The sequence below is a fragment of the Acinetobacter sp. ANC 4470 genome (assembly GCF_002135335.1).
Lineage (GTDB): Bacteria > Pseudomonadota > Gammaproteobacteria > Pseudomonadales > Moraxellaceae > Acinetobacter.
This window is the reverse complement of the sequence record NZ_NEGC01000003.1, coordinates 140412-161207: the sequence shown is the minus strand read 5'-3', so window position 1 is coordinate 161207 and position 20796 is coordinate 140412. Positions and strand designations below refer to the sequence as shown.

Annotated in this window: 17 protein-coding genes; 6 read left to right on the top strand and 11 right to left on the bottom strand. The window is 39.7% G+C overall.

Annotation, left to right across the window (positions count from 1 at the left end; translation table 11 throughout):
* Positions 1 to 13: 13 nt before the first annotated feature.
* From B9T25_RS05850 to ahcY, 5 genes are all read right to left on the bottom strand, one after another.
* The gene (locus B9T25_RS05850) at positions 14 to 2287 is read right to left on the bottom strand and encodes an NADP-dependent malic enzyme (protein ID WP_086187534.1); all 2274 of its coding nucleotides are present in this window, start codon (positions 2285 to 2287) and stop codon (positions 14 to 16) included.
* 176 nt (positions 2288 to 2463) lie between these two features.
* Positions 2464 to 5331 (bottom strand): EAL domain-containing protein, encoded by a 2868-nt coding sequence (locus B9T25_RS05845; RefSeq protein WP_086187533.1) that lies wholly within the window; start codon positions 5329 to 5331, stop codon positions 2464 to 2466.
* A 168-nt stretch (positions 5332 to 5499) separates the two neighbouring features.
* On the bottom strand, positions 5500 to 6216 hold the full coding sequence (locus B9T25_RS05840; RefSeq protein ID WP_086187532.1) for a 16S rRNA (uracil(1498)-N(3))-methyltransferase: 717 nt from the start codon (positions 6214 to 6216) through the stop codon (positions 5500 to 5502).
* 46 nt (positions 6217 to 6262) lie between these two features.
* Positions 6263 to 7099 (bottom strand): methylenetetrahydrofolate reductase [NAD(P)H], encoded by an 837-nt coding sequence (metF, locus tag B9T25_RS05835; protein WP_086187531.1) that lies wholly within the window; start codon positions 7097 to 7099, stop codon positions 6263 to 6265.
* Positions 7100 to 7245: 146 nt separating this feature from the next.
* On the bottom strand, positions 7246 to 8628 hold the full coding sequence (gene ahcY / locus B9T25_RS05830) for an adenosylhomocysteinase (RefSeq protein ID WP_086187530.1): 1383 nt from the start codon (positions 8626 to 8628) through the stop codon (positions 7246 to 7248).
* 260 nt (positions 8629 to 8888) lie between these two features.
* Between ahcY and B9T25_RS05825 the strand changes: the two genes are divergently transcribed.
* A complete protein-coding gene (locus B9T25_RS05825) occupies positions 8889 to 9422 on the top strand; it encodes a cysteine peptidase family C39 domain-containing protein (protein WP_086187529.1) in 534 nt (177 codons plus the stop codon).
* Positions 9423 to 9443: 21 nt separating this feature from the next.
* Positions 9444 to 10376: a DUF4424 family protein gene (locus B9T25_RS05820; protein ID WP_086187528.1), complete on the top strand. Its 933-nt coding sequence runs from the start codon at positions 9444 to 9446 to the stop codon at positions 10374 to 10376.
* A gap of 48 nt (positions 10377 to 10424) precedes the next feature.
* Here the strand turns inward: B9T25_RS05820 and B9T25_RS05815 are convergent, their stop codons facing one another.
* The 6 genes from B9T25_RS05815 to radA form a co-directional block, all read right to left on the bottom strand.
* Positions 10425 to 10934, bottom strand: a complete 510-nt coding sequence (locus tag B9T25_RS05815; RefSeq protein ID WP_086187527.1) for a tetratricopeptide repeat protein — start codon at positions 10932 to 10934, stop codon at positions 10425 to 10427.
* 99 nt (positions 10935 to 11033) lie between these two features.
* On the bottom strand, positions 11034 to 11372 hold the full coding sequence (locus tag B9T25_RS05810) for a DUF3325 domain-containing protein (protein ID WP_086187526.1): 339 nt from the start codon (positions 11370 to 11372) through the stop codon (positions 11034 to 11036).
* The gene (locus B9T25_RS05805) at positions 11369 to 13081 is read right to left on the bottom strand and encodes a PepSY-associated TM helix domain-containing protein (RefSeq protein WP_086187525.1); all 1713 of its coding nucleotides are present in this window, start codon (positions 13079 to 13081) and stop codon (positions 11369 to 11371) included. The genes B9T25_RS05810 and B9T25_RS05805 overlap by 4 nt, the downstream gene beginning before the upstream one ends.
* A 1-nt stretch (position 13082) precedes the next feature.
* Positions 13083 to 13436 (bottom strand): hypothetical protein, encoded by a 354-nt coding sequence (locus B9T25_RS05800; RefSeq protein WP_086187524.1) that lies wholly within the window; start codon positions 13434 to 13436, stop codon positions 13083 to 13085.
* A 231-nt stretch (positions 13437 to 13667) separates the two neighbouring features.
* The gene (locus B9T25_RS05795; RefSeq protein WP_086187523.1) at positions 13668 to 14639 is read right to left on the bottom strand and encodes a Tim44 domain-containing protein; all 972 of its coding nucleotides are present in this window, start codon (positions 14637 to 14639) and stop codon (positions 13668 to 13670) included.
* Positions 14640 to 14753: 114 nt separating this feature from the next.
* Entirely contained in the window at positions 14754 to 16142 is a 1389-nt protein-coding gene (gene radA / locus B9T25_RS05790) for a DNA repair protein RadA (RefSeq protein WP_086187522.1), read from the bottom strand.
* Between the two features lie 282 nt (positions 16143 to 16424).
* Between radA and B9T25_RS05785 the strand changes: the two genes are divergently transcribed.
* The 4 genes from B9T25_RS05785 (at position 16425) to dapF (ending at position 20304) form a co-directional block, all read left to right on the top strand.
* On the top strand, positions 16425 to 17828 hold the full coding sequence (locus B9T25_RS05785; RefSeq protein WP_086187521.1) for an amino acid permease: 1404 nt from the start codon (positions 16425 to 16427) through the stop codon (positions 17826 to 17828).
* Between the two features lie 133 nt (positions 17829 to 17961).
* The gene (gene lptM, locus B9T25_RS05780) at positions 17962 to 18159 is read left to right on the top strand and encodes an LPS translocon maturation chaperone LptM (protein ID WP_086187520.1); all 198 of its coding nucleotides are present in this window, start codon (positions 17962 to 17964) and stop codon (positions 18157 to 18159) included.
* A 39-nt stretch (positions 18160 to 18198) separates the two neighbouring features.
* The gene (lysA, locus tag B9T25_RS05775) at positions 18199 to 19443 is read left to right on the top strand and encodes a diaminopimelate decarboxylase (protein WP_086187519.1); all 1245 of its coding nucleotides are present in this window, start codon (positions 18199 to 18201) and stop codon (positions 19441 to 19443) included.
* Between the two features lie 15 nt (positions 19444 to 19458).
* Positions 19459 to 20304, top strand: a complete 846-nt coding sequence (gene dapF / locus B9T25_RS05770; protein ID WP_086187518.1) for a diaminopimelate epimerase — start codon at positions 19459 to 19461, stop codon at positions 20302 to 20304.
* Positions 20305 to 20796: the final 492 nt, after the last annotated feature.

The following is a 20796-nucleotide window of genomic DNA, read 5'->3' as shown; positions in this document are numbered from 1 at the left end:
TAAAGATTCCCTTTTATTCAGCTTGAGCTTGTTGAATTTCAGCAACCGTCAATGCAGTCATATTGACCAAGCGACGCGTTGTCGTGGTTGGCGTAAGAATATGCACTGGTTTCGCTGCACCCAGTAAAATAGGACCAATGGTCACATTATTACCTGAGGTAGATTTCAACAAGTTGAATGAAATATTTGCAGCATCAAGGTTTGGCATAATCAGTAAATTTGCTGAACCTTTGAAACGTGAGTTAGGGAATGCAAAATGACGAATGTTTTCATCTAGTGCTGCATCACCATGCATTTCGCCTTCAACTTCAAGCTCAGGTGCAATTTCGCTTAAGATTTCAAACACTTTACGCATTTTTTGTGCACTTGAATCTTGCTGATCACTACCGAAACTTGAGTGAGAAAGCAGAGCAACACGCGGTGTCATACCAAAGCGACGAACTTCTTCTGCTGCTAAAATGGTCATTTCAGCAAGCTGTTCAGCCGTTGGATTGGTATTGACATAGGTGTCAGCAATGAACAAGTTACGATCATTCAGCATGAGCGCATTTAACGTGAAGAATGTGCTACGACCTTCTTTAAGACCAATCACATTTTTAACGAAATCTAAATGAATATCATAGCTTGAATAAGTACCACAAAGCATACCGTCTGCATGACCAAATTTTACGAGCATTGAAGCAATGAGGGTAGAGCGACGACGTGATTCACGTTGCGCATATTCAGGTGTTACCCCGTTGCGCTGCATGGTTTGATAGTAATCATCTGCAAACTGTTCGTAATGCGGGTTTTTCTCTTGATCTACAATTTCAATGTTGACGCCGTGTTCAAGGCGCAAGCCCAATTTCTTGATGTTTGCTTCAATTACAGCAGTACGACCAACAAGAATTGGTTTTGCTAAATCTTCATCCACTGCAATTTGAACGGCACGAAGAACACGTAAGTCTTCACCTTCGGCATAGGCAATGCGTTTAGGATCAGATTTCGCTTGTGCAAAAATCGGTTTCATCATAAATGCAGAGTTGTATACGAACTCAGACAATTTTTGACGATATGCAGAGAAATCTTGAATCGGGCGAGTCGCTACACCAGAATCCATTGCTGCTTTAGCAACAGCAGGGGCAATCTCAAGGATTAAACGTTGGTCAAGTGGACGTGGAATCAGGTAGTCACGACCAAATGATGCCGATTTTTCGCCATACGTTGCAGCATCTGCTTCAACATGAGCCATACGTGCAATTGCATATACGCAAGCAATTTTCATTTCTTCATTAATGGTGGTTGCGCCAACATCTAGAGCACCACGGAAGATATAAGGGAAACAAAGTGCATTATTGACTTGGTTTGGATAATCCGAACGTCCCGTTGCCATGATCACATCTGGGCGTACTTCATGTGCATGTTCAGGTAAGATTTCTGGATCTGGGTTTGCTAAGGCGAAAATGATTGGATTTTCAGCCATCACTTTAACCATTTCTTTGGTTAAAATACCTGCCGCAGACAGTCCAAGGAACATATCTGCACCCGCAATAACATCTGCAAGTTGAGAGCCTTCAATATCTTGAACGTAGCGTTTTTTAGATTCATCAAGGTTGTCACGTTTGGTCGTTAACAAACCACGAGAATCGGCAACGGTAATATTTTCTTTGCTCGCACCTAAAGCACAAAGCAAATCTAAACATGATAATGCAGCAGCACCTGCACCTGAAGCGACAATTTTAATCTCTTCAATTTTTTTGCCAGTCAGTTGTAAAGCATTCAGTAATGCTGCACCTACAATAATTGATGTGCCGTGTTGATCATCATGGAACACAGGGATATTCATGCGTTCACGAAGTTTTTTCTCAATATAGAAACACTCTGGTGCCTTAATATCTTCAAGGTTAATACCACCAAAAGTCGGTTCTAATGCTGCAATGATATCGACAATTTTGTCTGGATCGTTTTCAGCAATTTCGAGGTCAAATACATCGACACCCGCGAATTTTTTAAACAGTACACCTTTCCCTTCCATTACAGGTTTAGACGCTAATGGGCCAATATTGCCTAGGCCTAAAACGGCTGTACCATTTGTAATAACAGCAACCAAGTTCCCACGTGCGGTATAAAGTGCTGCTGTTGATGGGTCGCGTTCAATCTCTAAACATGGCGCTGCGACACCTGGAGAATAGGCAAGCGCTAAGTCATGTTGGTTGACCAGCTGTTTACTTGGCGTAACACTGATTTTCCCTGGTGTTGGGTGTTCGTGGTAGTACAAAGCTTGCTGTTTTAATGATTGATCGTCCATCGATATCTCTATTGTTGCTTGATTGTTGCTTGAATTGCCCAGCCTGAGCGGGTGGTGGTTTTTTGCTTACTTTAGTCGAATATAACATTTGTTACGACCTTAGCACAGTCGCGAATATACCTTTTTCAAGTAAACTTATACTTAGGTCGGTAGACTTATATTAAGCAGGTATAAGTCTATATCTCGGAAGGCATAAGCTTGTGTTGTTCTAAGAAGATCGTTGCTTCACTTTCAGGTAAAGGCTTTGAAAATAAGAAACCTTGTGCAATGTCACATTTGAGATCTTGTAAGTACTGAAGTTGTTGCTTGGTTTCAATACCCTCAGCAACCACCATCATGCCCATGGCTTTGCCCATAGCAATCATGGCACTAACAATCGCTTCTTGTTTATTTTCGCCAATTTTGGATATAAAGCATCGATCTATTTTTAATATATCAATTGGAAAATCAGCAAGATAAGAGAGCGACGAGTAACCAGTTCCAAAATCATCTAGGGAGATATTGATTTTACGTTTTTTGATTTCATTGAGCAGGTTTTTAACCGTAATTGAGTTTTCAAGCAGCGATGATTCAGTAATTTCAAGCTCTAGGCTTGAGCCTAATATTTGGTAAGTTTGAATGGCATGATCGAGGTCTTCAAGTAATTGCCCACGTTGTAATTGTTGTGCAACCACATTGACCGAGACACATATATTATTAAAGCCTAAATCATTCCAGTGTCTAATTTGTTTAGCGGTTTGTTGTATAACAATTCGACCAATATCTGAGATTAAACTGGTTTGTTCTGCAAGAGGAATAAATGAATTTGGTGGAATAATCCCTTTAGTTGGGTGATTCCAACGGACGAGGGCTTCAAAGCCATAAATGTTTTGGTCGCTAAAATTAATTTTGGGTTGATAGTAAACAATCAATTCATTGTTATTAATCGCAAGCCTTAAATCGCGTTCTAAATAAATGCCTTGTTCAAGTAAGGCTGGATTTTTGTTTGAGTAATAACAAACGGTATTACCGCCTAAGTTTTTAGCTTCGGTTAATCCTTGTTCGGCACAATTATTCAGATAGTCAAGTTGGCGACCATTTTCAGGATAGAAAGCCACCCCCATAGAGAGGGTGATAATATGATCTTGACCAAAGATATTGAAGGGTAATGAAAATGCTTTATTGATCTTTTCACAATGTTGCTGGATTGATAGTCGAATATGTGAAATTTCATAGACAATTGCAAAGTCATCACTATTTAAATGTGCTAAAAATAAAGCTTCAGTGTTGGTGAGTCGCAGTCTTTGAGCAACTTGACGTAGTAACTCATCGCCACCACTGTTGGAGAGAAATTCATTCAAAGGTCTAAAACGATCGATATTGAGACGAATAACTGCAAGTTGTTGAATTGAATCCTGTTGGCTCACCAAATATTGGTGCAATTGATAGTTATAATAAAAACGATTAGGTAAGTCGGTTAGAGGGTCGTAATTTTCTAAATAGGATAGACGTTGTTCTTGTAGTTTACGCTCAGTTAAATCAGAAACAATACCAATATAGTGTGTTACACGATTTTGCTCATCAGTGATGGCATTAATGTGCATCCAAACCGTGAGTTCTTTACCTGAGAGAAATTTTTCATTGATTTCCCCATCATATTCACCTGTTTTAAGCAATTGATTGATAATTAAATAATGTTCACTTCTTTGTTGGGGTTTATCGTTTGCAGTAATATCAAATAAATGTTTGCCAATGATTTTTTTAGGTGAGAATCCTGTCAATTGTTCATAGAATGGATTGACGTCGATGTAACACAGTTGTTCATCGAGTATAAAAATCCCTTCTGAAGCTTGTTGTAACACGCTGGCTGCAAGTTTTAAACGTTCCTGATCTGTGCGTTCCTGATGAATATCACGACGAATGCCGACCATACGTAAAGCTTTTTGATTGAGGGGATCACGGCTAATGACTCTGCCAATATCATGTACCCATTTCCATTTCCCAAGACTATTTTGAATTCGATATGTGGCTTCATAAAGATCTGATTGACCGCGTAAATGTTGTTTCATCGAAGATTTGAAATGTTCGACATCATCGGAGTGAATAATATTCTGTAGTTGGTGATGATGTTGTTTTGAAGGTTTTAAGATTTTTTGTTGTTTTGAGTTGGTGATTAAAATTTCCCGATCTTTAATATTCCAATCCCAATGTCGAAGCCCTGCAATTTCATGGGCTAAGACAAGATTTTGTTGCTGGTTTTCTAAATCGGTGTTCATTTTAGCGATATCGAAAGTACGTTCCTTTACTTTTTGTTCAAGAAGCTGATTGTTTAATTGTAATTGCAGTTCAATATCTTTTGACTTATTCATTTCGGTTTTTAATTGCTGACATAACTCATCTGTCCATAGTACTTGTTGCTCTGCATTTTTAACCAAGCGATTGTTTTTGGAGTAAAGAGATGAAAGACGTTGATGAATACGTGAGCTTACATTTGCACAAAATAGCGTGACAATGAGTGCAAAATTGATGGTTAAGTGGAATAAATAATTTGAGCTTTCTACTGAAATAAATTGTGAAGCAAGGTAAGGTGAAATTGCAGGAATAAAGGCTAAACAAAAATAATTTAGCCGTTGGGTTAAAAAAGTTAAAGCAAATGCTTGGCTTACAATCAGAAGTAAAGCAGATAAAATTAATCCATGAACTTGATTGAAATCATGATTATATTGTGGAAGATAGTAATAAATCAGACCAATACCAGCCCCGATACAACTTCCTATCGCTAAACATTGAAATTGAAGCCAACGATGTACATGATTTAATGAGAGATTAAGGGGAGTAAAATAGATACTGGTAATGAGTAAACTTAAGCAACAAAACAGTTCCGTGCTTATAAACCAAAGGTTGAAATAGAGTGATGGTTTCGCAAAATAAAATTGATAAATGCAATAAATATACAGGGAAATAATCACAATACTAATTAGAAAGAATCGACTAAGCCGAATCGTATTGGTAATTTGATCAGCACTCACATGCTTGTTGATATATTCATCCTGAATATTTGACATAAAAGCAAAAACCTTATTTTTGTTTTGCGATAAATTAACCCATCAAAATTTACGAGTGTTTAAAAAGAAAAACTTTTTTAAATCTATATTTGTCCTTTTAATCAAGAGTAATAATGTTATTTAAAAAAATCAATCGAATTGCGTGCTATTTATCCAGAATAAGATGAACTAGGCAGTTAGGTTGTAATTTAAAATAGATAAGGCAACAATTGGCGCTGTTTCAGTGCGTAATACGCGATTGCCAATACACCAATTGATGAATCCTGCTTTATTAGATAGCTCAATTTCTACTTCACTCAAGCCACCTTCAGGGCCAATTAATAGTGCAATGTCTTTGCTTGCATTAGCTAGTACATCAATCTGACCTTTATTTGGTGCAAGTACCAGTTTAGTGGTGGGTAATTCAGTCGCAAGCCAGTCGGCTAATGCAAGTGGTGCTAAAATTTCTGGAACGCGATTCATGCCACATTGTTCACAGGCTGCAATAGCAATACCTTGCCAATGGTCTATTTTTTTTTGGTCGCGATCATATTTTAAACGCATTTCGCAGCGTTCAGAGGTTAAAAGTTGAATTTGTGAGACACCCAATTCAACTGCTTTTTGAATGGCATAATCCATACGGTCACCTTTACTCATCACTTGTCCGAGTAAGGTGCTAAAAGTTGCGGTACGATCATCAGGATTGAAGCTATTGACTAAAACGGTGGCTGATTTCTTTTGGATATCCGCTAAAGTGACTTCATATTCACCGCCTTGTCCGTTAAACAAGGTCGCGCTTTCACCGACTTTTGCGCGTAATACTTTCACCCAGTGGTGAAAAACGGTTTCCGTTAATTCAACATGCGTATCAACAGCTAAACCAGCTTCAATAAAAAAACGCGGCATGTGGTATTACTCTCAAAAATCAGTGAAAAGGGCAGTTAAACTAGAATTATGCTAGACCTAAATCAAGCACAAGTTGGCGATTGGGTTCAGTCTGATTCATGGTGTAGAAGTGTAGACTTGGTGCACCACCTGCAATCAGGCGTTCACACAGTTTAACCACGACTTCATGACCAAAGGCTTTAATACTTGCGCTGTCATCACCATATGTAGCTAATTGCTTGCGAATCCAACGTGGGATTTCTGCACCTGTACCATCTGCAAAGCGAATGAGATTGCTGGCATTGGTAATAGGCATAATGCCAGGCGCTACAGGAAGATCAATGCCTTCTTTTTGTAAGCGATCGACAAAGTAGAAATAGGCATCTGGATTAAAGAAGAATTGAGTTAATGCTGCATTGGCACCCGCCCGAGCTTTGGTGATAAAGTTTTGAATGTCTTTATCAAAGCTTTCTGCTTGTGGATGCATTTCAGGATAAGCTGCCACTTCAATATGAAAGTGATCACCTGAATGTTGACGAATGAACGCCACAAGGTCAGAGGCATAAGACAACTCTCCTAAGCCTACTTGACCCGAAGGTAAGTCACCACGTAGTGCAACAATACGGTCAATGCCTTGCGATTTATACAAATCAAGTAATTCAGCAATACGTACTTTATCATCACCAATACAAGATAAGTGTGGTGCAACAGGTGTGCCTTTACCATTAAAATCGTTGATTGCTGCAAGTGTACGTTCACGCGTTGAACCGCCAGCACCATAAGTTACAGAAAAGAACTCAGGATTAAGTAGTTGTAATTCTTGATGAACTACACGAAGTTTTTCCGCACCTACATCTGTTTTGGTCGGAAAAAATTCAAACGAAACTGGAATACGTTTGGTCATTTTTCAAATCCTTTTTTAATTCGTAAATACTTAAGTTTTTTATTGTTATGACCCTCATTTTACCTTCTCTTGCGCTGCTCTAAAGCACAGCACAAGAGAAGGAATTTCCTCTCCTAACGGAGAGTTAAGAGAGGGGGATTAAAAACTTAGTATTTATAAGAGTCAGATTTGAATGGACCTTCAACTGGAACGCGCAAGTAGTCTGCTTGTACTTGAGTCAACTGAGTCAATACGCCGCCAAAACCAGCAACCATTGCAGCAGCAACTTCTTCATCTAATTTCTTAGGAAGTAGTTCTACACGAATTGCAGCTTGTTTTTGATCTTCAGCAAGATCCGCAAATTTTTCAGCGAACAAATGCATTTGACCTAAAACTTGGTTGGCAAATGAGCCATCCATGATACGTGATGGGTGACCAGTTGCATTACCAAGGTTGACCAAACGGCCTTCTGAAAGAAGGATTAAGTAATCGTTATCGTTTTCTGTACGATACACTTGGTGTACTTGAGGTTTAACTTCAACCCACTTGTAACCACGTAAATAGTTGGTATCGATTTCAGTGTCAAAGTGACCGATGTTACACACCACAGCACCAGCTTTTAAAGTATCAAGCATTGCAGCATCACACACGTGGTAGTTACCCGTTGTTGTTACGATCAAGTCAGTATTTTGAAGAAGATCTGCATTTACATCTTCTTTCTTACCTGTTTGTACGCCATTTTTGTATGGAGAAACAACTTCGTAACCGTCCATACATGCTTGCATTGCACAGATTGGGTCAACTTCAGTTACACGTACAATCATGCCTTCTTGACGAAGTGATTGAGCAGAACCTTTACCTACATCACCGTAACCAATAACAAGTGCACGACGACCAGACATTAACATGTCAGTACCGCGTTTGATGGCATCGTTTAGAGAGTGACGGCAACCGTATTTGTTGTCATTTTTAGATTTTGTTACTGAATCGTTAACATTGATTGCAGGAACTTTAAGTGAACCGTCTTTCCACATTTCTAGAAGACGTTGAACACCAGTCGTGGTTTCTTCGGTAATACCGTGGATTTTGGCAATTAGAGCAGGGTATTTATCATGCACAACAGCAGTTAAATCACCACCATCATCCAAAATCATGTTGGCATCCCAAGGTTTGCCATTCACATTGATTTGTTGTTCAAGGCACCACATGTATTCTTCTTCAGTTTCGCCTTTCCAAGCAAATACTGGAACACCAGATGCAGCAATTGCAGCAGCAGCATGGTCTTGAGTCGAGAAAATGTTGCAAGATGTCCAACGAACTTCCGCACCCAATTCAACTAGGGTTTCAATGAGAACCGCAGTTTGAATGGTCATGTGGATACAACCAAGAATTTTTGCACCAGCAAGTGGTTTTTCAGCTGAATAGCGTTTACGTAAACCCATCAATGCTGGCATTTCAGCTTCAGCAAGTTTAATTTCTTTACGGCCGTAATCAGCAAGTGAAATATCAGCAACTTTGTAATCTGTAAATGAAGCAGTAACCGCGTTCATCTGGATCTCCTAGTTATTAAATAACAATAAAAATAGATTGGATCGTTATGTTCGCGGATGCCGTTGTTGATCAAACCCGTATTTCACAGAAGCTTTGACCGAATCGTCGAGCCTAGCGATTTCACATTACTGTTTTTGAAAATCAGCCTGTGAAAAAGTCGCAGCACCCCTCGACGAGTCGCATATTGTACTTGGAAATTGTTGTAGTTCCAATGTCGTTTTGCTTATTATCAACACAATCATCTTTTTTGAATTGTGTTATGGCTTTGAACATCCCTGAATCCCTAATGAACCTTGAAGCAAATGGCGGTATCTATGCGGTATGGATGCTGCTCCAGCATTTATATATCGATGCAGATATTGAACAGCTGATCGAGGTCTGTGGTTACGATGCAGAACACGGCACCACAACCATTGGCTTGGCAGTAGGATTAAAGAAATTTGGTTTCAATGTCCAATTCTATACTGATAAAGACCCCGATATTCAGGAACAAGAAAAACTGAGCTATGCAGAAGCAGAACAACTGAAACTCCCTATTTTACCTGCCATCAATTACCAGAAAATTCAACAGGCATTTGAGCAAAATAAATTTGTCATTGTCTATTACGATACTTTAGAAAATGTCGGAAATCACTCACTGATTTATTCGATAGATGAGCAGGAAATCTGTTTCTTTGACAGTTTTGATGCTATGCCTGCATCTGTCTTTGAACAACAGCATCAAGCAGAGGGCATCTGCCGACAAGTAATCGTGATTGATGATTCAAATGCTCGCACGGATACAGAAAAATAAACATTAAAGAAGAAGCTTAAAATGAAAAAAAGAATCGGACTATGCGTGCTCATCTCCATGCAAATTGGTGCCAATGATAGTACGGGCTATGTCTCTACGGGCGGTGTGGAGTATCTGAAAAATAACAATATTCAAATGTACAGTGAAGACTTATTTATTAGTAAAAATCAGATTAAAGTTGATTATCAATTTAAAAATTTAACCAATAAAGACATCTCTGAAACGGTACTTTTTCCGCTTCCGCCGATAGAGAATTTTTTTGAATCAGATTTTGCGGATACGGAAAAATTGCTAAAGAGCTTTAAGGTGCAGGTGAATGGCAAAAATATTCAGCCACAAATGCATGTGAGAACATTTATTCAAAAAGATGAGCACTCAAAGCCAGTCGATGCAACCGAGCTATTTAAGCAATGTGGGTTTACGCAAACTGAAATGCTGAATCCGTGGAATCGCAAAACCTATGAATATGAAATATTTGAGAATAAATTAAGACGTTGTTCAAATACACAGTTAAAAAATCTTTTGCCAAAGAGCGAAAGTGAAGCAATTGTGTGGTCTTCTCAGGTAATTTACAGTTGGCAGCAAAGCTTTAAAGCCAGTTCGCTAACGCGTGTACAACACCAATATGCACCATTGGTTGGTGGTTCAGTATCTTTGTATCCAGCAGAAGATGAAAAAGCTTATTGCATGGATGGCAATTTCAAAGCGGGTTTAAAGAAAGCGAAGTCACAGCATGCTCCTTATTCAGCTTTGGGCTATATTTTAAAAACGGGCGCCAATTGGGCTAAACCGATTGAGCACTTTAAGCTCACAGTTGAACGTGATACAGATGAATTGGTCTCTTTTTGCTGGGCTGGAAAGGTGACAAAAATTAGCCCAATACGCTTTCAAATGATTGAAAATAATTTTCTACCGAAGCAGGATTTAGAGATTATTTTTGTTCAAAAGTTTTAATCCGCGCAGACCCAGAAGCCGATCGGGTGATGGGCTTCTGGGTTTGATTTATTCAGCAGCCTTGGCTTTTTCAGACCATTCATCTGCTTTTGCTTCATCAATGTCTACACCTAAACCATGGTCGTAAATACAGACTAAATCACGCATCGCTTGAACCTCACCCAGTTCAGCCGCTTGTTTGACCAACTCAACCGATTTCGCCACATTTTTTTCAACCACGTCGCCACGACGGTAAAAATTCGATAACTCTAAAATCGCAGCAGGGTGCTTATGTTTACTGGCTTGTTCTAACCAACGGTAAGCATGTTCAAAATAGGTTTTTGCCTCTTCAGGATCTTCTTCTAGCATATCTTTTGCATAGAAAGTATAACCTTCACCTAACCAGTACATTGCTTCAACATGACCCAATTGTGCGGCTTTAAGCGCCCATTCTTCAGCCAGTGCAACATGTTCTTCATTTTCACTTTGCATATAAATTTCAGCAAGTTCGAATTGTGCATCACGATTACCTGCCATCGCACGATTAAACAGTTCGGTAGAAATAGGAAGATCAGACATAACAAATCCAAAGGACATAATGTGTATAGCGTAAATGGTCAGCGTAAAAAAACCAATCCATAGATTGGCTTTTTCAAGCGGTTATTTAATTTTGAACGTTTAGATGATATAGGTTATCCAGCTTAAAATAGCAATTACGCTACAACTTATCACTAACGGTTTTGCTTTATGTGCAAAATAGCTTAAATATAAACCGACAAATAAAGCAGAGAAGGTTAGTGCGCCAATCCAATAGCTGATCATATTGCTTAAGCTACCATGAGTGATACAGATTGCCAGTGCAATGATTAATAATATCCAACCTGTAAAAGTTGCAAGTCTAGTTTTTGATGGCGTTAATTCACGACCAAAAATTTGTTTTTGATGTTTTGACATGCAACTTGCTAAAGCAAAGAATGCCACGGCGCAGATTGACCAAATCAGGACGAAAAAAATCATGCTTCAGGCTCCTGAGTAACTTTGGCTTTTTTTACGGGTAGACCTTTGTGATTTTTCACTTTCCGATAAGAATAGAAGAACAAGATAGCAAGTAGCCACATAGCTAAATCAAATGAAGCAATCACCAATTGCCCATTAGCTATACTGTTCCATAGGGCTTGCCCCCCTGTCATAAAGTTAATGATAGGTAAAAGAGCAAACGCAACTGTTGCAAACGCAAGTAATTCTAACCATGCTTGACGGTGTGGACGAATCGCTGCATAAATTAAACTGAGTAACCAGATGATAAAGAAGCTACGAATTTCCCAGTTTGAACGCATGTCCATTTCCACAGGAATAAAGCGGTTGGCATAAAAATATGCAGCACAGGCAATGGGTAAACCAATAATCGCTGCAATATTGGTGATTTCGACTACACGATAGCCAAAGGATTTATAGCCTTGTTTTTGTTGCTGAGGTGCACGTTTTACACACCATAATATTAGACCTGTTGCCACCATCAATGTGCCAACAATACCAGAACAGAACAATAACCAACGGAGTGCTAAGTCGAGGCCTCGTGCCTCATGGAGCACAGTCACGACATTATAAATAGCCATCGGTACAGATGGATTTTTTAGACGGGTACTGTCATCTGTGATGTTTTGACCTGTAACGCCATTAAATTCTAAGCTGTCATAAACATTACGATGTGCAACACTTTCCCCCAATAAAGCACGTAATTCAATTTTGGCTTGATTGGTATTTGGCGCAATGATTTTGATTGAACCTATGGGGTTATCTTTCCACTTTTGTTGTGCAATCGCCAAAATAGGCGCTATGTCTGCTAACGGTGCTGGTTGAGCTTCAGGTTTTTGACGTTGTTGACGTTTTTCACTACGTTGTTCCGTATTTTCACCACGAGCTTGTGCATTGTTTTGACGATCAGTATTACGCACCTCAGTGCGTTCGTTTTTATTTTCTTTATCTTCGATTAGTGCACGATTTTGTTCTTGTAAGAATTGTCCTCGGTTTTCATAAATTTGATTAATTCCCCAAGGCATGAGGGTAAACAGTAGTAGCAATAAGCCACTAAAGGTAATCATGATATGGAAGGGAAGTGCGAACACGGCAGTCGCATTGTGCGCATCTAACCAAGAACGTTGTCCTTTGCCTGAGCGGAAGGTAAAGAAATCTTTAAAGATTTTTTTATGCGTAATCACACCGCTAATAATGGCAACCAGCATGAGTAGAGTTGCAATACCGACGACCCAACGAGACCATGTGCGTGGCAGACCATACAATTCAAAATGGAAACGATAAAGGAAACTACCACCACGGGTGTCTCGTGCTTCAAGTACTTCACCTGTTGCACTATCTAACGTGATTCTTTCCCCGCCACGCCGTGCACGAGGATCTTCCCCAATTTTACGAATATCAAGTATCGTCGTATTTTGCCTTGCATTTGGGAGATGAATGTTCCAACTGCCAGCATTCGGATGATTTTTTTGGAGATAATTGAGCGCCACTTGAGTTTGTTGAATTTGACTGTCTTGAGGCACAGATTGATGAAGTTCTGGTTTCATCCAGACAGTGATTTCATTTTGGAAGAAACTTAAAGTGCCGGTCAAAAATATTGCATACAACAACCAGCCCAGAATTAAACTTGCCCACGTATGTAACCATGACATGGATTGGCGTGGACCTTCCTGTTTTGCATCTACACGCATATTAATTTCCTAAAAACTTATAAATAACAAATAAGAAGATGCTTGGAAGAATAATACCTAGACTGGCTTTTAGCGTCTTATTAACGATAAAAACCCAGATAAATGCACATACCCAAAGTGTAAAAGCAATGAGGGTAGCACTCATTGCGGCATTCCCACGAGACTCAGCAAAGTATTGTGCAATGACCACAGCACTTAAACTTGCTAGAACATAACCCCCGATCAGTGCCAATATGAAACGATAGAAAATCATAAAACGGTAAGCCAATAAGGATGACGTTTGCTGCGTTTTTTTAGGTACTGAAGTGGTGAGGTGATTTATTGGCAAAGCATCAAGTTGGGAGCTGTTCATCATTTTAGGTTCAATTGTTACTAAACGTAGTTATTTATAATGTAAATGATAACAATTATTATTAACTATTAAAATAATTAGTTTAAAAAAATGCACAATTAAATTGCATTTTCCTAGTGTGATTTGCTTAAGAAGATGGGGGGAATGGAAAATTGGATGAGTTATTGATGATTAATTCTTGCAGTTATTAAATAAAAAACAGCGACTGAAGTCGCTGTTTTATTCCAAAAGAGCTTAAGCTTCTTGTTGGATACCTGCAACCAACCAATCTTGGTTAGAACCAGCAGGTTTAGTGAAATGCCAAACTTCTGCAAAAGGTTGCGGTAAGCTGTTTAAGTTTTCGCTTACGGTACCCGTGAAACGTACACTCACCACATATTGACTATTTTCATTTGCAGAATCTGCCACCATCGCATTGAGGTTAGAGAATTCAGCAACGTCTTGGTCTTGGTTTGCCATAATGTCGTTATACATAGACTGATAAAGATCAGGCGTTAAATAACGTTGAATTTCAGCAATATTGCTTGCTGTATTCATAGACTGAATGTGGTTAAAGCGCTGACGAGCAACACGTAAGAATGCGGCAGGTTCAGTGCCATCTGGTAATTGATTGCCATTACTAGTTGAAGCATTACCAAAAGGAGCATGAGTTGCTGCACCCGCAGAACCACCTACTGATTGACCAAAAATATTGCTGTTGTCATTTGAAGTACGTGGCGCTGCAGTTTGTTGACCAAACGGTGCTGTATTTCCAGCATTGTTTGGTGCGTATGGGTTATTAGCGGCTAGTTTTTTTTTTGCTCCGAATTTACGGAACAAGAAGAATGCGACTGCTGCTGCGAGAAGCATCCAAATCCAGCTAGGAAGACCGCCTTTTTCTTCTTCCTGCTGTGTAGTCGCATTAGCACTGCTCGCAGATTTGTCATCCGCCATTGCATTGGCTGCAACTGCACCAATTGCAGCACCAGCGACACCAGCAGCAACCATTTTACCTACGCCAGAACCTGATTTTTGTTGAGTAGGTGCTGTTGTTGGTTGTGGGGCAGGAGTAGCTTGACGCGGCTGTTGGTAAGATTGGCTTGGAGCAGCAGAACGACTCATGCCATGGCTTTTACCACCACCTGCACGTTTCGCTTCAGCCATTGGTGCAACCACCAAAGCTGCCATTAAAATACCTGCCATCAAACTACGCTGTCGAACTTCCATCGTTTTTTCCTAAATAAATAAAAATAAATTTATAGCTACACAGTTATGCAGTCATTTACATTAAATTTCAATATCAAATCGGTGTTTTTTACATAATTTTTCATCTGTTTAAGCTTAAGCCAATTCTTCAGTTAAGTTCATGGCTTCGGTTAAAGCTTCATGTAAACGTGCCACTGAAATGATCTGTACATTTGGAATGGGTTTTTGAGGAGCATTACCTCGGGGTAAAATAATATATTTGAAACCATGTTTAATGGCTTCTTTTAAGCGTTCTTGACCATTCGGCACAGGACGAATTTCACCAGAAAGCCCCACTTCACCAAATACAGCCAATTGTTGTGGTAAGGCTTTACCGCGTAAACTAGAGGCACAGGCAAGTAAAACAGCAAGGTCAGAACCTGTTTCGGTAATTTTTAAACCACCCACCACATTAACATAGACATCTTGACCAGAAGTCTGTACGCCACCGTGACGGTGCATAACAGCAAGCAGCATATTGAGTCTGTTTTGTTCTAAACCTAAAGCCACACGACGTGGTTGTCCATGTGCATCATCCACCAAAGCTTGCACTTCCACCAATAGTGGACGTGTACCTTCACGGCTAATCATGACGATAGAGCCGGGAATTGCTTCATCATAACGACTTAAGAAAATTGCAGATGGATTGGCAACTTCACGTAAGCCTTTATCCGTCATGCCAAATACGCCTAATTCATTGACTGCACCAAAGCGGTTTTTGACTGCGCGAATCATTCGATAACGGGAGTCTGATTGACCTTCAAAATAGAGTACACAATCGACCATATGTTCTAGAACACGCGGCCCAGCCAATGCACCTTCTTTGGTCACATGTCCCACCAAAAATAGTGAGGTGCCACTATTTTTAGCAAAACGGGTCAACAGTGCGGCAGATTCACGAATTTGCGAAACCCCACCGGGAGCAGATTGCAGTGTTTCGGTATACAGCGTTTGAATCGAATCAAGAATGGCAACAGCAGGGCGGACTTGGGCTAAAACTTCACAAATTCGTTCTACACACGTTTCCGCCATAACCTGAAGATAGTCTGTTGGTAATTCTAAACGAGTGGCGCGTAACGCCACTTGTGAAAGTGATTCTTCGCCTGTGACATAAAGCGCTGAGCTTTGTGCCGATGCCATGTGGGTAGCGGTTTGTAACAGAATAGTGGATTTACCAATACCGGGGTCGCCACCAATCAGTACCACAGAACCCGTCACCAAACCCCCACCTAAAACACGGTCAAATTCACCAATGCCAGTCGATAAACGGGTTTCATGTGAAACGGAAATTTTATTTAAAGTGGTAATATTCGCCGCTTGACCTGCATATCCGCCTATTTTAGGTTGTGCACGATGGGTTACAGTTGGTTCAACACGGACTTCAGTCAGACTATTCCATTCTCCGCAATCTGTACATTGACCCGCCCATTTAGGATGATCAGTTCCACATTGTTCGCAACGGTACACAGTTTTGACTTTGCTCATGGGAGGATTATCTATATAAATAAGAAGATTGATGGGGAATGTAGCAATAGCTGTATTGAAATACAATTTTTTGTATCTCATTACGTAGACTTTATGTTGGCACATAAACTGCTATATCAAAGGAAATGAAAACAGGATGATAAAATGGAGCAGTTTTGGGTGAAAAATCAGCAGATATATAGTTAAATTTAAAGAAAATTAGCCAAATGCTCAAAAAACTTTATTTATTTATTTTAGTTTGAGCTACTTTTATCACACGAAATTTGAGAGATGAAAATAACAATGTCAAATGAAAACCACAATCCATCTGCTGCAGATGGTGAACTTCAGCGAAGTTTATCTAATCGACATTTGCAATTGATTGCAATCGGTGGGGCAATTGGTACAGGTTTATTTATGGGTTCGGGTAAAACCATCAGCCTAGCAGGACCTTCAATTCTCATCATTTATATGATTATTGGTTTTATGGTTTTTTTCGTCATGCGTGCGCTTGGCGAATTATTGCTATCTAACTTACAGTACAAATCCTTTATTGATTTTTGTACCGATTTAATTGGACCGTGGGCAGGTTATTTTGTTGGTTGGACTTATTGGTTGTGTTGGATCACGATAGGGATTGCCGATCTTTCTGCGATTATTTATTACTTACAATTTTTTAATAATGGAATGCCCTTTAGCCCAACAGAAGGGGTAATGATCAGTATTGCTGCGATTGTTTTCATTATGGGTTTAAACCTAGTGACAGTAAAACTGTTTGGTGAACTCGAGTTCTGGTTTGCCCTAATTAAGATTATTGCCATTGTGGTATTGATTGCTGTTGGCCTATGGATGATCTTTACTGGATTCACCTCTACCACTGGTGAGATCGCATCATTTAATCATTTATGGTCACATGGCGGTATATTCCCTACTGGAGTAACTGGCTTCCTCGCGGGCTTCCAAATTGCAATTTTTGCTTTTGTGGGGGTGGAACTTGTTGGTACAACTGCGGCTGAAACAAAAGATCCTGAACGTAACTTGCCAAAAGCAATAAATTCTATTCCTATTCGTATCATTATTTTCTATGTGTTGGCACTGGTGATTGTTATGTCCGTGACGCCATGGAATAAAATTGATCCAACCATTAGTCCATTTGTAAACTTGTTTAGCCAAGCGGGTATTGCCGCTGCTGCAATTATCATGAATTTGGTGGTGTTATCTTCTGTCATGTCATCCATGAACAGTGGTGTATTTTCAACCAGTCGTATGTTGTTTGGTTTATCTCGTGAAGAACAAGGGCCTAAAGCATTTGGACATTTAAATAAACGTGCTGTTCCTGCCAATGCCTTGTATTTCTCTGGGGTATGTTTGTTGTTAGGTGCTGCACTTCAGTACTTTGTACCCAATACTGTTGAGGCCTTTACTTTAGCAACCACGCTTTCAACCATTTTGTTCATCTGTGTATGGTTGATGATTATCTGGAGTTATATTGTTTATTATAAAACTCGTCCAGAACTCCATGCGAAATCAACCTTTAAACTACCGGGTGGACTATTTACCTGTTGGGTGGTAATCATCTTCTTTATTGGCATGATTTATGTGTTGTCATTAGAAGCCGATACCATGAAAGCACTGATGGTGAGTCCAATTTGGTTCATTATCCTGATTATTGGTTACTTTGGTTTCTACAAACCGAAACATAAATAAGCTCTTTGTTTGTGAAAAACGCCAGTTTGAAACTGGCGTTTTTTTTTAACTCACGATAATCTCTAACGTTTAGCACTTTGGTCACGGCTGTGATCGAGTTATACTTCTTTGAAAACATAGGATAGGTGGTCAGATGCGTCTTGTCATTTGCTACATCAGTTTATTGGCGACAGGTTTTGCTTTGGTCGGTTGTGGTCAATCTGGAGCTTTACAGTTATCAAATGATCAGAATTACGACAAGCGTTCCAAGTATTTGTTATATCCCAATGTCGATTCCAAAAAGCAGTCGGAACAGAAACAGCTTGCAACACCGAATACTGAGTCTAATTAGCCTGCTACACCTTAACGCTTTCATAGAAAGGATACATTCATGAGTTTTACCCGCATTCATGGGGTTTTGCACGCAGAGCAATGTTCGTTGCAACAACTTGCGCAGCAATTTGGCACGCCACTTTATGTTTATTCAAAAGCCACTTTTGAAAAGCATTATCTCGATATGGATCGTGCATTTAGCTTTATCGATCATCAAATTTGTTTTGCGGTAAAGTCGAACTCTAATATTGCGGTATTGAATGTGCTGGCGAAGCTGGGTGCAGGTTTTGATATTGTGACGGGTGGCGAGCTTGCACGTGTGCTAAAAGCAGGCGGTGAAGCCTCTAAAATTGTATTCTCTGGTTTAGGTAAATCAGAAGCAGACATTAAAAAAGCTTTAGAAGTGGGCATTGCTTGCTTTAATGTTGAATCGTATGCAGAGCTGGATCGCATTCAAAAAGTTGCGGCTGAACTGGGGCAAAAAGCCCCCGTTTCTTTACGCGTAAACCCAGATGTTGATGCAAAAACACATCCATACATTTCAACGGGCTTAAAAGAAAATAAATTTGGTATTCCATCTGACAGTGTATTTGAAACATATCAATATGCGGCTTCACTACCGAATTTAGATGTGATAGGCATTGATTGCCACATCGGTTCGCAGTTAACTGAAACTCAGCCTTTTGTCGATGCACTTGATCGTGTGATCATGATGATTAAACAATTGAACGAGTTGGGTATTCATCTTAAACACATCGATATTGGTGGTGGTTTAGGCGTGACCTATAAAGATGAAGTACCGCCAACGGTTACTGAATATGCCAATGCACTTAAGCCTGCTTTAGAAGAATTGGGCTTAAAAGTATATATGGAACCAGGGCGTAGTATTTCTGCCAATGCTGGTGTTTTACTAACCAAAGTAGATTTGCTCAAACCAACCAATTATCGTAATTTTGCCATTATTGATGCAGCAATGAATGACTTGATTCGTCCAGCGTTATATGAAGCATGGATGGATATTCAAGAAGTGACCCCCCGTACTGATGTTGAAACGAAAGAATGGGATGTGGTTGGCGCGATTTGTGAAACGGGCGATTTCCTAGGTAAAGAACGCCAGTTAGCGATTCAAGAAAATGATGTCCTTGCGGTGTTGGGTGCAGGTGCATACGGTTTTGTCATGAGTTCAAATTACAATAGTCGTGGTCGTGCGGCTGAAGTAATGGTTGATGGTGATCAAGCGCATTTAATTCGTGAACGTGAAACCATAGAATCATTATGGGATAAAGAACGCTTATTGCCTTAAATGGAGTCATTCGATATGTTTTTAGAATTTACTAAAATGCATGGTCTAGGTAATGACTTCATGGTGGTTGATCTGATCAGCCAACGTGCTTATCTAGATACCATGACTATTCAGCGTTTAGCCGACCGTCATTTCGGCATTGGTTTTGACCAACTGCTCATTGTTGAACCACCAGATTTACCCAATGTCGATTTTAAATATCGTATTTTTAATGCGGATGGTTCTGAAGTTGAACAGTGCGGCAATGGCGTTCGCTGTTTTACACGCTTTGTGCATGAGCGAAAATTGACCACCAAAACCAAAATTAAAGTACAAACCAAAGCGGGTATTGTTGAACCTGAACTGGGACAAAATGGTTGGGTTCGCGTGAATATGGGTTATCCAAAATTTTTACCGAACCAAATTCCGTTCCTTGCTGATGAGCCTGAAAATCTATACAGCTTAGCTTTAGCCAATGATGAAAGTATTATCATTGATGTGGTAAATATGGGTAATCCGCATGCAGTGACTATTGTTCCTGATGTGTTGATTGCTGACGTTGCAGGAATGGGGCCACAAGTTGAATCGCATGAGCGTTTTCCGCAACGTGTCAATGCGGGCTTTATGCAAATTATGGATGAAACACATGCGCGCTTACGTGTATTTGAACGTGGTGTGGGTGAAACTTTAGCGTGTGGTACAGGTGCTTGTGCAGCTGCAATTTCAGGTATGCGCCGTGGTTTACTTGCCGATGCCGTGGAAATTGAACTTGCTGGTGGCAAGCTACAAATTGAATGGCGTGAAGGCGATGTGGTTTGGATGACGGGTCCAACTTCCAATGTCTATGAAGGTCGTATCGATTTGAGTTATTACCAAGCATAAAAATGCATGGTTTGATTAAAAAGCACTGTCATCATGACGGTGCTTTTTTATTTGAGAATCTAAGTTTATAGCATGATTAATTATGCAAGTTGGAATGAAGTCGATAGAATAAAAATGGTGGGTATGATTAGCTTGATTCATTAGATAATTTGCATAAATCAAAAATGCTCAATATTCGATTCTTTAAAATCAGTGCTGCTTCATTTGATTAATTCAGTTTTTATGACTTTGCGTAGGTATTAGCTCTACTTTTGAAAGGTTAATGAGTAGCACTGCTATGCAAGACAAAACCTTTTGTTTCCCATACACGACGTCCTGAGCCAGTTTTAAGGCACTGCTTGAAAAACGCAGCGCAAGGATGGGAAACGTGTGGTATCCATGCCACACTCATGAATCAAATACTTTCTAAAGTCTGTTTTTAAATTTTGGCTTTACGAACGACTTGTATTGATTGAAAAGTGACTTATGAAAGAAGTCTATTGAATAAAAAAC

Excerpts from the sequence above, each read along its gene's own strand:
- B9T25_RS05810 (WP_086187526.1), bottom strand. The coding sequence starts at position 11,372 with ATGATTTTTTTCGTCCTGATTTGGTCAATCTGCGCCGTGGCATTCTTT.
- B9T25_RS05805 (WP_086187525.1), bottom strand. The coding sequence starts at position 13,081 with ATGCGTGTAGATGCAAAACAGGAAGGTCCACGCCAATCCATGTCATGG.
- B9T25_RS05800 (WP_086187524.1), bottom strand. The coding sequence starts at position 13,436 with ATGATGAACAGCTCCCAACTTGATGCTTTGCCAATAAATCACCTCACC.
- B9T25_RS05795 (WP_086187523.1), bottom strand. The coding sequence starts at position 14,639 with ATGGAAGTTCGACAGCGTAGTTTGATGGCAGGTATTTTAATGGCAGCT.
- lysA (WP_086187519.1), top strand. The coding sequence starts at position 18,199 with ATGAGTTTTACCCGCATTCATGGGGTTTTGCACGCAGAGCAATGTTCG.
- B9T25_RS05850 (WP_086187534.1), bottom strand. The coding sequence starts at position 2,287 with ATGGACGATCAATCATTAAAACAGCAAGCTTTGTACTACCACGAACAC.
- B9T25_RS05825 (WP_086187529.1), top strand. The coding sequence starts at position 8,889 with ATGGCTTTGAACATCCCTGAATCCCTAATGAACCTTGAAGCAAATGGC.
- dapF (WP_086187518.1), top strand. The coding sequence starts at position 19,459 with ATGTTTTTAGAATTTACTAAAATGCATGGTCTAGGTAATGACTTCATG.
- B9T25_RS05840 (WP_086187532.1), bottom strand. The coding sequence starts at position 6,216 with ATGCCGCGTTTTTTTATTGAAGCTGGTTTAGCTGTTGATACGCATGTT.
- lptM (WP_086187520.1), top strand. The coding sequence starts at position 17,962 with ATGCGTCTTGTCATTTGCTACATCAGTTTATTGGCGACAGGTTTTGCT.
- B9T25_RS05820 (WP_086187528.1), top strand. The coding sequence starts at position 9,444 with ATGAAAAAAAGAATCGGACTATGCGTGCTCATCTCCATGCAAATTGGT.
- B9T25_RS05785 (WP_086187521.1), top strand. The coding sequence starts at position 16,425 with ATGTCAAATGAAAACCACAATCCATCTGCTGCAGATGGTGAACTTCAG.
- metF (WP_086187531.1), bottom strand. The coding sequence starts at position 7,099 with ATGACCAAACGTATTCCAGTTTCGTTTGAATTTTTTCCGACCAAAACA.
- ahcY (WP_086187530.1), bottom strand. The coding sequence starts at position 8,628 with ATGAACGCGGTTACTGCTTCATTTACAGATTACAAAGTTGCTGATATT.
- B9T25_RS05845 (WP_086187533.1), bottom strand. The coding sequence starts at position 5,331 with ATGTCAAATATTCAGGATGAATATATCAACAAGCATGTGAGTGCTGAT.
- radA (WP_086187522.1), bottom strand. The coding sequence starts at position 16,142 with ATGAGCAAAGTCAAAACTGTGTACCGTTGCGAACAATGTGGAACTGAT.
- B9T25_RS05815 (WP_086187527.1), bottom strand. The coding sequence starts at position 10,934 with ATGTCTGATCTTCCTATTTCTACCGAACTGTTTAATCGTGCGATGGCA.